Genomic DNA, 12544 nt, shown 5'->3' on the forward strand with positions numbered 1-12544 from the left:
GGCACATCTCACCTGCGCGGGGCGCAACCGGGCAGTAACCTGCTGCGCCATGAGCGACGACGCCCACACCCCTGCCAAGGTGCCCAACCCGCCGCTCCCCGGTGGGTCCGGATCGAAGGTCTCCCCGCTGAAGCCGGGGCAGCTCCCGGCGCCGGCCGCCGAGGCCGGCTACTTCGGCCCTGCCGCCGGGACGGGTGAGGCCTCCGAGAAGGACCCGCGCTTCAGCACCAGCCAGCCCGAGCCGTCTGCCCCAGCCGGCTCGGCTGCCCCGGCTGCCCCGGCGCCCGAAGCAGCCCCGACGCACGACGCAGCACCGGCACCTGATGCGGCACCGGCACCCGCCGCAGCACCGGCTCCTGGGGCGGCACCGAGCCCCCAGGCGGCACCGGCATCGGCGGCGCACGCTGACGATGTGCCCACCTCGCGTGCCGCCGCGAAGGCCGACACGCAGACCGAGCCGAGCGAGCCGCGGGACTGGCAGGCCGACCTGCGCCGCGGCTGGACCGTCGCGGCCATGGTCCTCGCCGCTCTCCTGTGGTGGCCGGTCGCCTTCAAGGGCTCCGGTCCCGACTGGATGCACCTGCCCTTCACCTCCGGCGCGGACGGCAGCGGCTACCGCACCGGCAACTGGGTTCTCCTCGGCTGCCTCGTCGGGGCCGGCGTCGTGTCCGCACTCGTGAAGCAGCCGTGGCCCCGGTTCGGCATCGCGGCGGGCCTCACCGTCATCGCCTGGATCCAGAGCGAAGGTGACGTCAGCTTCGCCGCGGGGGAGCGGCCCGTCCTCGCCGCACTCGCCGGTATCGGCATGCTGCTCGGGCTGTGGGTCGGAGCGAAGGCCCACGCCGGGGCGGCCGGCATCGCGAGCTTCCTCGCAATCGTCGCGGGGCTCTCCCCGGCCACGTGGAGCCGCGGGCTGCTGCTCGCGGTCGCGGTGGCGCTGCCGTTCTGGGTGGCGAGTGCCTCGAAGGTCGCACCGACGATCATCGGTGTCGTCCGGGTCGTCGTGACCTGGCTCGTCTGCGTCCTCATCGCCGTTGGTCTCGCCGCCGGGTTCGCCAAGGTCCCGGCCGGTGGGCTGGCCAGTCCCGGCCAGGCGACCCGCACCATCGGGGACACGGCGTGGGCCACGCTCCGGAGCCGGTGGCTCGAGATCATCGAGGCCGCGGCCAAGACGTATGTCGGCTGGCTGTGGCTCGCCGTCGTCATTGCCGTCGCCCTCGTCGCAGTTCGTACGCTCCTCGACCGCCGCGCCAAGGCCGCCAAGGCGACCACCACCACGCGCTGACCTCTCACACGACTTATTGCGAGTTTGCAGAGTGAGGAGCGCAGCGACGAACTCTGCAAACTCGCAATAAGTCGTCGGTGAGCGGCCGGCATACGAGGACGGTCGTCACTGGACAAAGTGCACCGTATGCCGTCCGCTGCGGTGGTCGGAACGTGCACTCTGTGCCCAGTGTGTCGGGCAACGGTTCCCCTTTGCCCACCGCTCTGCTTCCCTGAGGGCGAGACGCACCACAAGGAGGTGGGCCATGTTCGAAGAAGGCCAGCTGTACTCGCCCGTGACGCAGCACGACGACGGCACCGTCGAGGTGCACCTGAGTGACAACCACCCGGGTCGCAACGACGCGGCATACGTCGGGCGCCGTGGCGAGATCGCCGGCGCCGCGATGGCGTGGACGCGGGGCGAGCCGATCCCGCGGATCGACTACACCGAGGCCGAACACGACATCTGGCGCACCGTCAGCGCCGAGCTCGCGCCGAAGCACGAGAAGTACGCGCACAGCGAGTACCTCACCGCCAAGCGCGAGCTCGCCCTCCCCACCGACCACGTGCCGCAGCTCGACGAGGTGACCGAGCGCCTCGCGCCGCTCACCGGGTGGAGCTACGTCGCGGCGCCGGGGCTGGTGCCGCTGCGGGAGTTCTACGCCGACCTCGGTGCGCGCACCTTCAACTCGACGCAGTACCTCCGGCACGGCAGCGAGCCGCTCTACACGCCCGAGCCGGACATCATCCACGAGGTCATCGGCCACGGGAACCAGCTCGCCTCACCGCGGTTCGCGCGGATCACCGAGGCTGCTGGTCAGGCGTCGCTGCGGGTCGAGACCGACGAGGCGATGAAGTTCGTCGCCGACGTCTTCTGGTTCTCGATGGAGTTCGGCGTCATGCGCGAGCACGGCGAGGTCAAGGCGTACGGCGCCGGCATCCTGTCGAGCTACGGAGAGATGGACGAGTTCGCGCACATGGAACTGCGGGCGCTCGACCTCGCCGACATGGGCACGCTCAACTACGACATCACGCAGTACCAGCCGGTGCTGTTCTGCGCCGAGAGCCTCGACGAGCTCGAGGACGTCGTGGGCGGGTTCTTCGAGACCGTCGACGACGACTCGGCCGCGAAGCTGCGCGCCGAAGCCGTCACCCGCGGCCTCGTCTGACAGACGCCTTGCCCTTCTGGGCGCGCGGACGGCATACGGCGGGTGACAACGGACTGTGCCCACCCCGCGAAGGCGAGGTGGGCACAGTCGGTGAGGTCAGGACCTCAGTGGTCGAGCGCCTTGGCGACGCCGTGACCGGTGAGGCTGCGGACCTCCATCTCCGCGTACTTCTGCGGGTTGAACTCCTTGCTCGTCACGGTGCCGAGCCAGCCGAGGAAGAAGGCCAGCGGGATCGTCACGAGACCCGGGTTGTCCAGGGGGAACAACGAGAAGTCGACGTTCGGGTCGGTGATCATCGACGGTGACGGTCCGCCCTCGGTGAGCGGCGCCTTGCCCGACACGACCGGGCTGAAGATGATCAGCACGATCGTCGAGATGAGACCGCCGTAGATGGACCACAGCGCGCCGCGGGTGTTGAACCGCTTCCAGAACAGCGAGTAGAGGATCGTCGGCAGGTTCGCCGACGCCGCGACCGCGAAGGCCAGCGCCACGAGGAACGCGACGTTCTGGCTCTTGGCGAGCATGCCGCCGAGGATGGCGACGACGCCGATGACGATGGCGGCGATGCGGGCGACCCGCACCTCCTTCTCCTCGGCGACCTGCTCGCCTCGCTTGAAGACCTCGCGGTAGATGTCGTGCGCGAACGTCGCCGACGCCGTGATGGTCAGCCCGGCGACGACCGCGAGGATGGTCGCGAACGCGATGCCCGAGATGATGCCGAGGAAGGTGCTGCCACCGAGCTCGAACGCGAGCAGCGGGGCGGCGGAGTTCGCCTTGCCCGGGGCCGCGTTGATCTCCTCCGGGCCGACGAGGGCGCCGGCGCCGTAGCCGACGACGAGGGTCAGCAGGTAGAAGCCGCCGATGAGCCAGATGGCCCACTCGACCGACTTGCGAGCTTGCTTGCTCGTCGGCACGGTGTAGAACCGCTGGAGCACGTGCGGCAGGCCCGCGGTGCCGAGGACGAGCGCGAGCGACAGCGAGATGAAGTCGATCTTCGTCGTGAGGTTCTTGCCGTACTTCACGCCCGGCTCGAGGAGCTTCTCCCCGACAGCGGGGTTCTTGTCGATGGCGCCTTGGAACAGGCTCGACAGGTTGAGGCCGTACTTGCCGAGGACCCAGACGGTCATGATCGCCGTCGCCGCGATGAGCAGCACGGCCTTGATGATCTGGACCCACGTCGTGCCGCGCATGCCGCCGATGAGGACGTAGGCGATCATCACGACGCCGACGACGGCGATGACGAGGTTCTGCGCGGCCTCTCCGCTGACCCCCAGCAGCAGCGACACGAGACCACCGGCGCCCGCCATCTGCGCGAGCAGGTAGAAGAACGACACCGCGAGGACCGACGTCGCGGTCGCGATGCGGACCGGGCGCTGCTTGAGGCGGTAGGACAGCACGTCGGCCATCGTGAGGCGACCGGTGTTGCGCATGAGCTCGGCGACGAGCAGGAGCGCGACGAGCCAGGCGACGAGGAACCCGATCGAGTAGAGGAAGCCGTCGTAGCCCTGCAGGGCGATGGCACCGGCGATGCCGAGGAAGCTCGCGGCCGACAGGTAGTCACCGGCGATGGCGACACCGTTCTGGCGGCCGGAGAACCCGCCGCTCGCGGTGTAGAACTCGCCGGCGGTCTTCTTGCCGCGGGCGATCCGGACGATCACGGCGAGCGTGACGAGGACGAACCCGGCGAAGATCGCGATGTTGAGGGTCGGGTTGCCGACGGCGACCGTCGTCTCGGCAGGGAGCGCCGGCAGGGCGGTGGGCAGTGCGGTGAAGGCCATGGCTCAGTGCTCCTTGTCGCCGTCGAGGCGGGCGCCGAGGGCGTCGGCGGCCGGGTCGAACTCACGGTTGGCCCATCGCGCGTAGATGAACGTGATGGCGAACGTCGTGACGAACTGGCCGAGCCCGAAGAGCAGGCCGATGGTGATGTTGCCGAACACCTTCGTGCCCATGAAACCGGGCGCGAAGATCGACAGCAGGACGTAGACGAAGTACCAGACGAGGAAGAACGCCGTCATCGGGAAGACGAACCCGCGGAACTTGCGCCGCAGGTCCTGGAACTCCGGGGTGCTTTGCACTGCGACGTAGGGGTCGTCGCCCTGGGTGCGAGCCTCGTTGCTCACGGTCACCTCCATGGGTCGTGCCCGGTCAGGGCCGGGTTCGGTCCCACTGTCGGGGGTTCGGTATGCCGTCCGCGAGCCTTCGCGGGTCGTGTCGCGCCGGGCGGGTGGGCGCCTTCGGTGAGTGGGTGGCCGGCGTCACGCGCGGGTGCGCCGAGCGGCAGGTGGGGCGCGACGAACGGTCGCGCGGCCGGCATACCGGATGCAGGTCACTGGGCCCTGCACAAAGTGGCTCGCGAGCCTTGCTCTCCCTCGCAGGCCGGATCGATCCGGCTTGCGAGTCACGGTGAGGCTCGCGAGCCGTATGGCGTCACAGGCCGGTTCGTGCCGCCCGGCATGATGTGTCCGTGCGCGCACTCGTCAAGACCCAGGCCGGACCCGGACTCGAGCTCATCGACGTCCCCGAACCGGAGTGCGGTCCCAGTGACGTCAAGATCCGCGTCCTGCGTGCCGGACTGTGCGGCACCGACCTGCACCTCGAGCAGTGGGACGACTGGGCCGCCTCGACCGTGCAGACGCCGATGACGATCGGGCACGAGTTCTACGGCGAGGTCGTCGAGGTCGGCGCCAACGTCGAGCGCGTCAAGGTCGGCGACCGGGTCTCCGGCGAGGGGCACCTCGTCTGCGGGATCTGCCGCAACTGCCGCGCCGGTCGGCGGCACCTGTGCATCAACACGATCGGCGTCGGGGTGAACCGGGACGGGGCGTTCGCGGACTACGTCGTCATCCCCGCGACGAACGCGTGGACCCAGCCCGCGGACCTCGACCCGGACCTCGGTGCGATCTTCGACCCACTCGGCAACGCAACGCACACGGCTCTGCAGTGGCCGGTCGTCGGCGAGGACGTCGTCGTCACCGGCGCGGGCCCGATCGGCGTCATGGCCGTCGCGATCGCGCGGCATGCCGGCGCTCGCCGGATCGTCGTCACGGACATGAGCGAGTCACGGCTCGCGCTCGCCACGGCGGCCGGCGCCGACCTCGCCGTCAACGTCGCGTCCGGCGGCACGCTCGCCGACGCACAGCGCGAGCTCGGGATGCTCGAGGGGTTCGACATCGGTCTGGAGATGAGCGGTGCGCCGCGCGCGGTCGAGGACATGCTCGCGAACCTCAACCACGGGGCGCGGGTCGCGATGCTCGGGCTGCCGAAGGATCCCTACCCCATCGACTGGGGGCGGGTCATCACGCACATGATCACGATCCGCGGGATCTACGGACGCGAGATGTTCGAGACCTGGTACCTCATGGGGTCGATGCTCGCGACGAGCGCCAAGTTGCGCGAGGCGGTGCAGTCGGTCATCACGCACCGGTTCCCGGCGGAGGAGTGGGCCCGCGGCTTCGAGGTGGCGCGGTCCGGGGACTGCGGCAAGGTCGTCCTCGACTGGAGCTGACCTCGCGCCGTGTGTGCCTGTCGCAGACGGATCTGTCTGCGACAGGCACACACGGCACGGGTTGGGCCGGGGTGGGTCAGCCGCCCATCTGGGCGTCGAGGAACTTGGTGCTCATGTCCTCGCAGTAGCGGCCCGTGGCGCCACCGATGAAGAGGTTCGCCTTCATCGAGTCGATGCCGAGGTCGGACTCGAGACCGGAGACGATCTTCTTGGCGGTCGCGGCGTCCGGCGAGGCCCTGAAGTCGTCGCAGACCTTCTTGGCGGCAGCGATGATCTCATCGTCGCTCTTGCCCTCGAGCTCCGGGATGCCCTTCTTGAAGGTGGCCAGCCACGCGCTCTCCGCGACGTCGCCGCCGGCGGGCTCGGAGGAGTCGGTGCTGGGCGAGGTGTCGCCGGTGGGCGAGCTGGCGTTGGTCGTGGTGTCCCCCGAGGACTCGGTGTTCGAGTCGGAACCCCCACAGGCGGTGAGGGTGAGCGCGAGGGCGGCACTGGCGAACAGGGTCGTGGTCTTGCGCAGTGTGATCATGACTCGACGGTAGCCAGTGCCCCGGGCCGCCGCGACTCGGGTCTCGCACGACCGCGTCGGCGCCGTAGCCGTTCACGTCCTGCCCATGTCGTGTTTGCCCACCGATGCGGTGTCCCACGTGAGGATGGGTCGCATGACTGTCGCTGCCTCCACCCTGTCCCGACGCTCCTTCCTCACCGCCGTGGGTGGTGCGGTTGCAGCCGTGGCGACGGCGCGGTCCGCGGGAGCGAGCTCCCCGGCGGCCGGGCCGCGGGCCACGACGTTCCGGGTGGCCGTGGCGACGAACGAGCCGTGGGGCACCTACCACGTGCGCGCTCTCCTCGACGACATCGAGGCGCGCGGCGGTGAGCTCGTCCTCGTCGTCCCGGACCGGTCGGGCATCCGGCCCGGTGACTCGGTCCCCGTCATGACGATCGACGAGGTGCGTGCCTGGGGGCCGGACCTGCTCGTCGTCAACGGCGCGACCGAGTGGCCGACGACGGTGACCCGAGCGCTCCCGGACCTGCCGATCGTGGCGAGCGCGCTGGCATACATGAACCCTGTCGAGGGCGTCGGTGCCGCGGTCATCCGGCCTCGCCTCGTCGACGTCACGGCGAGCTCGGAGGCCGAGGCGGAGACCTTCGCGGTCCATCTGGGTTGGCCGGCGCAGCGGGTGCGCGTGGTCGGCAACCCGCAGCTCGACGACCGTCCGACGTGGGCGCCGGAGACCGGCACCGTCCTCGTGCTCACGAGCGTCACCTACCCGTCATCCACAGGGAGCGCGGCGCCGGGTACGGAACTGCTGCTGGCGTCGGCGCACGCGCTGCAGGATGCCGGGTGGACCGTCATCGTCGGTCTTCACCCACGGGAGGACCGTTCGCTGTGGAGCGACTTCGAGATCGCCGAGGAGGGCTCGCTCGCCGCGTCGGCCCGTGCGGAGGTGGCTGTCGGCATCCCGGGCTCGATCTTCCCCCAGGTCGCCGCCGTGGGCGTGCCGCTCGTGGCCGTCGTCGACCCGGCGCTGACGGTGCCGGACTACCTCCTCGAGATCTCGACGCCGGCCTCGACCGTGCCCGAGGTGCTCGCGGCGGTGAACAGTGCGGAGAGCCTGGACCGGCGGACGCTGCGCCGGTATGTCGGCTCACTCGACCGCGCGGGCCGCACCCTCGTGCAGGTGTGGTTCGCGGCGACGCACCGCGCGCGCAGGGTGGCCTGACGCGGAAGGTGCGCCACGGCATACGCTCGGATCCGCCGACCCGCGACGAACGAGAGGTATGCCGTGTACGGATCCGTGAGGGACGAGCTCGCCGCGACGTTGGCGGAGATCAAGGACGCCGGTCTGTGGAAGGCCGAGCGGGAGCTGACGACGCCACAGAGCTCGCACGTCGGGACGAGCGGCGGCGAGGCACTGAACTTCTGCGCGAACAACTACCTCGGGTTCGCCGACCACCCGGACGTCGTTGCGGCGTCGAAGGACGCCCTCGACGAGTGGGGGTTCGGGATGGCGTCGGTGCGGTTCATCTGCGGCACGCAGACGCAGCACTCGCTGCTGGAGGAGCGGCTCGCGGACTTCCTCGGGACGGAGGCGACGATCCTCTACTCGTCGTGCTTCGACGCCAACGGCGGGGTGTTCGAGGTGCTCTTCGGCGCGGAGGACGCGATCATCAGCGACGAGCTGAACCACGCGTCGATCATCGACGGGGTGCGGCTGTCGAAGGCACAGCGGTATCGCTACAAGAACGCGGACATGGCCGACCTGCGGGCGCAGCTCGAGGCGGCCGACGCGGCGGGGGCGCGGCGCAAGGTCATCGTCACCGACGGCGTGTTCTCGATGGACGGGTTCTATGCGCCGCTCGACGAGATCTGCGACCTGGCCGACGAGTTCTCTGCGCTCGTGCTCGTCGACGACTCGCACGCGGTCGGGTTCGTCGGCGAGGGTGGCCGCGGCACGCCGGAGCGCTTCGGCGTGATGGACCGGGTCGACATCATCACGGGCACGTTGGGGAAGGCGCTCGGGGGTGCATCGGGCGGGTATGTCGCCGCGCACCGCGAGATCGTGGACCTGCTGCGGCAGCGTTCGCGGCCGTATCTGTTCTCGAACTCGGTGGCGCCGGGCGTCGTCGCCGGGTCGCTCAAGGCTCTGGAGCTGGTGGAGACGTCGGGGGAGGCGCGAGAGGCGTTGCGGCGCAACACTTCTCTGTTCCGGTCGCTGATGACGGAGGCGGGGTTCGACCTGCTGCCGGGGGAGCACCCGATCACGCCGGTGATGTTCCCCGGTGAGGACGGAGCGCGCCTGGCCGGCGAGATCGCCGACCGGATGCTGGCGGACGGCGTCTATGTCATCCCGTTCTCGTTCCCGGTGGTGCCCCGCGGGAAGGCGCGCATCCGGGTGCAGCTGTCGGCGGCGCACTCCGAGGAGGACGTGCGGCGCTGCGTCGACGCGTTCGTGGCGGCGCGGGGCGCGCTCGCCTGAGGCAGACGTTCATGTCGACTGCGGCGGCTCAGACCGAAGCCTTCTATCGCGAGTTCCTCGAAGCCCGTGACCGGCGCTGACCGGTGGCTCAGGGGTGAGGGCACGTGCTGACTCTCAGCGCTGTCGGAGGGCCCCAATAGCCTCGTCATCGCGGCTCCACAATGTAGGGGGATCATGGACATCGAGACGATCCGGCTCTCGCTCGGGGCATTCCTGACTTCGCCAGGAGCGGGAGTACTCGGCCTCATCGGGGCTGCCCTGTTGACCTATGTGGGTGTTGACAAGCGGCTCAGGGCCGAGAGACGGCTCGCCCTCGACGCGCGTGCCGCGACACGCGCGCAGGACAGTGAGAACGATGCGCGGGAGCGGTGGCAACTCCTCTTCACGTTCCTTTGGGACAACCAGGAGGACCTGGGGGCAACGTCCGTGCTGCACGGTCTCGGCGTCCTACGTGAGCTCGCCACCACGAGCCAGCAGTTGGGGATGCTCGAGGTGCTTACACTGGCTGTACTTGAGGACGCCGAGGAGGAACTCGCACGATGAGCACTGCGAAGCGTGTCGTGACGAACACGCCGCGGCCCCATGCCCCCACCGTCACCCGGTGGGCAGTGTCCGGGCGCTCCGTGACAGGACGCGTGGCGGGCAAGCCATCCAAGGCAGCAGCAGCCAAGCGACGGGCAGCGAACGAAGCCATCGTCCTGGAGGCTCGAGCCCTGTTGGCGGAGCTGGCGGCTGACCGCGAGCGTCTGCCTGACGGCATCTGACTGGCCTCTCATTCGGGAATGCGGCTGCGGGCGAGGTCGACCCGCTCGGGGGTGTGCAGGCGGACCATGAGTCGGGCGGTGTCGCGGGGGACGGACGTCGGTGTCGCGAGGGACACGAGGACCGTGGTCGCGAAGGCTAGCGGCGTGCACCACGCCGCCGGGTTGGCCAACAGTGCACCCGGCCACCCGCCCATCGGTCCGAACACGAATGTCGTCAGCGCCGCCGACGTCGCTGCCACCGCACCCACGACCAGCCCGGCGACCGCCCCGACGCGCGACAACCGACGCCACCACACGCCGAGCATGAGCAGCGGTGCGAACGTCGCCGCCGCCAGCGAGAACGCGAACCCCACCGTCGTCGCGATCCCGATCTGCTCCACATGACGCGCGACGAAGAACGGCACGATCACCGCCACCACCGCCGCAAGCCGGAAGCCACCGAAACCAAAAGCATCCCCGCCCGTCAGCCGCGACAGCCGGGGCCGGAGGAACTCCTGGTGCAGCACCCCGGTCACGGACATCGCCAGCCCCGAGGCCGTCGACAGGAGAGCAGCAAACGCCCCTCCCGCGAGCATCGCCGTCAGCACGTCCCCGCTGACCCCCGACACCACCCGCTCCGGCAGCTCCAGGACGATCGTGTCGGACCGCACGCCCGGCGGCAGTGACGGCAGGTGCACTCGCCCCAGCACGGCATACACCGGCGGCACGAGATAGAAGAGCCCGAGCAAGGCAATGACTGACGTCGTCGTGCGGCGCGCGGCGACGCCATCGGGGTTCGTGTAGTAGCGCACGAGCACGTGCGGCAGCCCCATCGTCCCGAGGCACAGGGCGAGCATCATCGACGCGGTCCGGTACACCGGGTGGTCGTCGGCCGAGCGCGGCGCGAATGGCGTCCACCAGCTCTCCGTGACCGGCGGCAACCCACCTCCGGAGCGCGCCCACAGCGCGAGCAGCACGAACGCTGGCACGGCGAGGCAGGTCAGCTTGATCCAGTACTGCATCGCCTGGACGAAGGTGATCGAGCGCATCCCGCCGGCGCCCACCGCCAGCGCCACGACGACCGCGACGAGAGCCGCCCCGACCCACGCAGGCGCCCCCGTCACGAGCGCCAGCGCCAGCCCGGCCCCCTGGAACTGCGGCACGAGATAGAGCCATCCGATCGCCACGACGAGTACCGCCGCCAGCCGCCGCACGAGCACCGACCCGAGGCGTGCCTCGGCGAAGTCCGGCAGCGTGTAGGCCCCCGAGCGCCGCATCGGTGCCGCCACCATGACGAGCAGCACGAGGTAGCCGAGGGTGTACCCCACCGGCAGCCAGAGCAGGTCGACACCCTGGTCGTAGATCAGCCCTGCGACGCCCAAAAACGAAGCGGCAGAGAGGTATTCGCCCGAGATGGCGCTCGCGTTGAGCCGCGGCGACACCGTCCGTCCGGCGACATAGAAGTCCGACGTCCGCCGCGAGAGCCGCAGCCCCAGGCCACCGACGGCGACGGTCGTGACGCACACGAGCGCGACGGCGACGACCGACAGCGAGTCACCCATCGCGGCGGCCTTCCTCGCCGACGACCTCGGCGAACTCGGTCTCGATCCGCTCCGACTGCCGCACGTAGGCCCGCGCGAGCAGCCACGCCGCCGGGTAGACCAGCCCGCCGAGAACGAGCCACGGCAGCGGAATGCCCGCCAGCGTCATCGTCTGCGTCGACGGCACGAGCGCGAGCAGCACCGGGAACCCGCCCAACGCCAGGCCCATCAGCGCGAGCACGGTCAGCCCGAGCCGCAGCTGCGCTCGCCGCAGCCCGTCGAGCAGGACGTCGCCGAGCTCGGTCTGCTCGTCGAGCTCGCTCGCGAGCTGCCGGGATCGGGTCGCTGCGGCCGCCGTCCGCCGCGAGCTCGTGACGCGCACCCGCTCCGGAGGGCCGGACCGCTCCGGGCTCATCCGGCGCTCGCGCCCGACCCTGCGCCGGACCCCGCACTGGCTGCGGCACCCGGCCGGCGCAGCAGGAGGTCGCGCAACGCTCTCGTATGCCGTCTGCTCACCTGGAGCTCGACGTCACCGATGACGACCGAGCACCGTCCGTGGTCCATGCGCACCTCGGTGACGTGGGGGAGGGCGATGATCGTCGAACGGTGGATGCGGACGAATCCGGCTGTGCCCCAGCGCTCTTCGAGAGTTGCGAGCGGTATGCGGACCAGGTGGCTCTCCGAGCCGGTGTGCAGCCGCGCGTAGTCGCCGGACGCCTCGACCCACCGGATCTGCGACCGGGAGACGAACCGGGTCACGCCACCCAGCTCGACGGGGATCGTCTCGTCCGCGACCTCCGCCGGCGAGTCCGCACCCGCGGCCCCGGACCCGGGCACTCCCGAACCGGCCGCCCCGGAACCGGCGGCCGACGACGCGACCGCAGCGGCCGGCATACCGGCCTCGTCCCGCTTGGCCACGACGCGGCGCACCGCTTCGCGCAGCCGCTCCTCGCGCACCGGCTTCATGACGTAGTCCGTCGCCGCCAGCGCGAAGGCGTCGACCGCGTGCTGTTCGTGCGCCGTCACGAAGACGAGCTGCGGGGGAGAGGCGAACCGCGCCAGCACCCGCCCGAGCGCCATGCCGTCGAGGCCGGGCATGGAGATGTCGCTGAAGATGACGTCGACGTCGTGGTCCTCGAGCATCGTCAGGGCCTGCGTGCCGCTCGTGGCGGTCCGGACCGACGCGATCCGCGGGTCCGACCCGAGGAGGTAGCTGACCTCGGAGAGGGCCGGCAGCTCGTCGTCGACGACGAGGGCGCGCAGTCCCTCGCGCGCGGGTGCCTCGCCCTCGTTGGCCATGGGGTCGAGGATAGTCACGGTCGACCGGCGGGGGCAGGCTCGCGCC

Annotated in this window: 12 protein-coding genes; 6 read left to right on the forward strand and 6 right to left on the reverse strand. The window is 70.4% G+C overall.

What is annotated here, in order from left to right:
* Window positions 1-49: 49 nt before the first annotated feature.
* Both BCF74_RS07150 and BCF74_RS07155 read left to right on the forward strand, forming a co-directional pair.
* Entirely contained in the window at window positions 50-1285 is a 1236-nt protein-coding gene (locus BCF74_RS07150; RefSeq protein ID WP_106297265.1) for a hypothetical protein, read from the forward strand.
* Window positions 1286-1529: 244 nt separating this feature from the next.
* Window positions 1530-2432 carry a phenylalanine 4-monooxygenase gene (locus BCF74_RS07155; RefSeq protein WP_106297266.1) on the forward strand — a complete coding sequence of 301 codons (903 nt, stop codon included), beginning with the start codon at window positions 1530-1532 and terminating at the stop codon, window positions 2430-2432.
* A gap of 104 nt (window positions 2433-2536) precedes the next feature.
* On the opposite strand, the gene BCF74_RS07160 is transcribed toward BCF74_RS07155, so the two are convergent.
* Both BCF74_RS07160 and BCF74_RS07165 read right to left on the reverse strand, forming a co-directional pair.
* On the reverse strand, window positions 2537-4210 hold the full coding sequence (locus BCF74_RS07160; protein WP_106297267.1) for a solute symporter family protein: 1674 nt from the start codon (window positions 4208-4210) through the stop codon (window positions 2537-2539).
* A 3-nt stretch (window positions 4211-4213) separates the two neighbouring features.
* Window positions 4214-4552, reverse strand: coding sequence for a DUF485 domain-containing protein (locus BCF74_RS07165; protein ID WP_106297320.1), 339 nt, complete (start codon window positions 4550-4552; stop codon window positions 4214-4216).
* Window positions 4553-4896: 344 nt separating this feature from the next.
* Between BCF74_RS07165 and tdh the strand changes: the two genes are divergently transcribed.
* Window positions 4897-5937, forward strand: a complete 1041-nt coding sequence (gene tdh, locus BCF74_RS07170; protein ID WP_106297321.1) for an L-threonine 3-dehydrogenase — start codon at window positions 4897-4899, stop codon at window positions 5935-5937.
* Window positions 5938-6013: 76 nt separating this feature from the next.
* On the opposite strand, the gene BCF74_RS07175 is transcribed toward tdh, so the two are convergent.
* A complete protein-coding gene (locus tag BCF74_RS07175) occupies window positions 6014-6463 on the reverse strand; it encodes a DUF732 domain-containing protein (protein ID WP_106297268.1) in 450 nt (149 codons plus the stop codon).
* Between the two features lie 133 nt (window positions 6464-6596).
* On the opposite strand from BCF74_RS07175, the gene BCF74_RS07180 reads away from it, so the two are divergent.
* From BCF74_RS07180 to BCF74_RS07190, 3 genes are all read left to right on the forward strand, one after another.
* Window positions 6597-7658 carry a hypothetical protein gene (locus tag BCF74_RS07180; protein WP_106297269.1) on the forward strand — a complete coding sequence of 354 codons (1062 nt, stop codon included), beginning with the start codon at window positions 6597-6599 and terminating at the stop codon, window positions 7656-7658.
* A 63-nt stretch (window positions 7659-7721) separates the two neighbouring features.
* Window positions 7722-8915: a glycine C-acetyltransferase gene (locus BCF74_RS07185; RefSeq protein WP_106297270.1), complete on the forward strand. Its 1194-nt coding sequence runs from the start codon at window positions 7722-7724 to the stop codon at window positions 8913-8915.
* Between the two features lie 174 nt (window positions 8916-9089).
* On the forward strand, window positions 9090-9458 hold the full coding sequence (locus tag BCF74_RS07190; RefSeq protein WP_106297271.1) for a hypothetical protein: 369 nt from the start codon (window positions 9090-9092) through the stop codon (window positions 9456-9458).
* Between the two features lie 229 nt (window positions 9459-9687).
* Here the strand turns inward: BCF74_RS07190 and BCF74_RS07195 are convergent, their stop codons facing one another.
* From BCF74_RS07195 to BCF74_RS07205, 3 genes are read right to left on the reverse strand one after another with little or no spacing between them, the layout of a single operon-like run.
* A complete protein-coding gene (locus tag BCF74_RS07195; RefSeq protein ID WP_106297272.1) occupies window positions 9688-11220 on the reverse strand; it encodes a sodium/solute symporter in 1533 nt (510 codons plus the stop codon).
* Window positions 11213-11614, reverse strand: coding sequence for a DUF485 domain-containing protein (locus BCF74_RS07200; RefSeq protein WP_106297273.1), 402 nt, complete (start codon window positions 11612-11614; stop codon window positions 11213-11215). The genes BCF74_RS07195 and BCF74_RS07200 overlap by 8 nt, the downstream gene beginning before the upstream one ends.
* Window positions 11611-12498: a LytR/AlgR family response regulator transcription factor gene (locus tag BCF74_RS07205; RefSeq protein WP_106297274.1), complete on the reverse strand. Its 888-nt coding sequence runs from the start codon at window positions 12496-12498 to the stop codon at window positions 11611-11613. Before BCF74_RS07205 ends, BCF74_RS07200 begins: the two co-directional genes overlap by 4 nt.
* Between the last annotated feature and the right edge of the window lie 46 nt (window positions 12499-12544).

The sequence above is a fragment of the Knoellia remsis genome, from assembly GCF_003002895.1.
Taxonomy (GTDB): Bacteria; Actinomycetota; Actinomycetes; order Actinomycetales; family Dermatophilaceae; genus Knoellia; species Knoellia remsis.